The following is a 1,497-nucleotide window of genomic DNA, read 5'->3' as shown; positions in this document are numbered from 1 at the left end:
CCAGGTAGGCGACCGCGTGGGCGATGTCGGCGGGTTTGCCGAGATGGCCGAGGGGAATCTGGCCGAGCAGCGCCTGCTGCTGGGCCTCGGGCAGGCTGGCCGTCATGTCGGTCTCGATGAAACCGGGCGCCACGCAATTGACCGTGATGCTGCGGCTGCCGAGCTCGCGCGCCAGCGCCCGCGTCATGCCGGCCACGCCGGCCTTGGCGGCCGCGTAGTTGGCCTGGCCGGCATTGCCGGAGGCGCCGACCACGCTGGTGATGCTGATGATGCGACCGTATCGTTGCTTCATCATCGGGCGGATCACGGCGCGCGACAGTCGGAAGACCGCCTTCAGGTTGGTGTCGAGCACCGCATCCCAGTCGGCGTCCTTGAGCCGCATCGCGAGCGTGTCGCGGGTGATGCCGGCGTTGTTGACCAGCACGTGGACCGCACCATAGACCTTGACGATCTCGTCGATCAGGGCCTCGACGGCAGCGCCATCGTTGACATCCAGCGCACAGCCTCGGCCATCGTAGGCAGCGAGTGCGGCGGTGATCTTGGCGGCGCCCTCTTCGGTGGTGCCGGTCCCGATGACCTTGAGGCCGCGCTGCGCCAGTTCGAGCGCAATGGCCGCGCCGATGCCTCGGGTCGCGCCGGTGACCAGGGCGACCTGGCCTTCGAATTTGGGAATGCTCATGGACTGAATCTCGAGACGGCGCGCTCAGGCGCCGAGCAGTTGCCGGGTTTCGGCGAGCGTCGCCGGATCATAGATCGAGGCCGCGGCCAGCGTCGGCGCGATGCGCTTGGCCATGCCGGCCAGCACCTTGCCGGGTCCGCACTCGACGATGGCTTCGATGCCGCGGGCCTCGAGGGCCTGCACGGTTTCCACCCAGCGCACCGGCCCCGCGGCCTGGCGCACCAGTGCGGCGCGGATGCGCTCGGCGTCGGTTTCGACCAGGACATCGATATTGTTGAGCACCGGAATCCGGGGCGCGGCGAGGGAAACCGACGCCAGCCGCTCGCGCAGCGCCTCGGCGGCCGGCTTCATCAGGCTCGAATGGAAAGGCGCGGAGACCGGCAGCGGCAGCGCGCGCTTGGCACCGGCGGCCTTGAGGACTTCGCAGGCCTTGTCGACCGCGGCCTTGCTGCCCGCGATCACGGTCTGCATCGGGTCGTTGAAGTTCACCGCTTCCACGATCTCGGCACTGCCGGGGCCGAAAGAAGCCGTGGCCTCGGCGCAGCCGGCCTTCACCTTGGCGGCGTCCATGCCCAGGATGGCCGCCATCGCGCCGACGCCGACCGGCACCGCCTGCTGCATCGCCTGGGCCCGGAAGCGCACCAGCGGCGCGGCCTGCGCCAGCGTCAGGACGCCGGAGGCCACCAGTGCCGAGTACTCGCCCAGCGAATGGCCGGCGACCACCGACGGCTCGGCGCCACCTTCGGCCAGCCAGGCGCGCCAGGCCGCGATCGCCGCGACCAGCATCACGGGCTGCGTATTGGTGGTCAGGGCCAGGG

The 1,497-nt window shown here is 70.3% G+C and carries 2 protein-coding genes; both read right to left on the bottom strand.

What is annotated here, in order from left to right:
* A partial coding sequence (gene fabG, locus AC1D2K_RS34540; protein WP_478094926.1) for a 3-oxoacyl-ACP reductase FabG occupies positions 1-679 on the bottom strand: 679 nt, incomplete at its 3' end.
* A gap of 24 nt (positions 680-703) precedes the next feature.
* Positions 704-1,497, bottom strand: a 794-nt coding sequence (locus AC1D2K_RS34535; RefSeq protein WP_478094924.1) for an ACP S-malonyltransferase, incomplete at its 5' end; no start/stop codon positions are given.

This window comes from Variovorax sp. P1_H12_2, from assembly GCF_056405335.1.
This window is presented reverse-complemented; position numbering and strand designations above follow the sequence as displayed.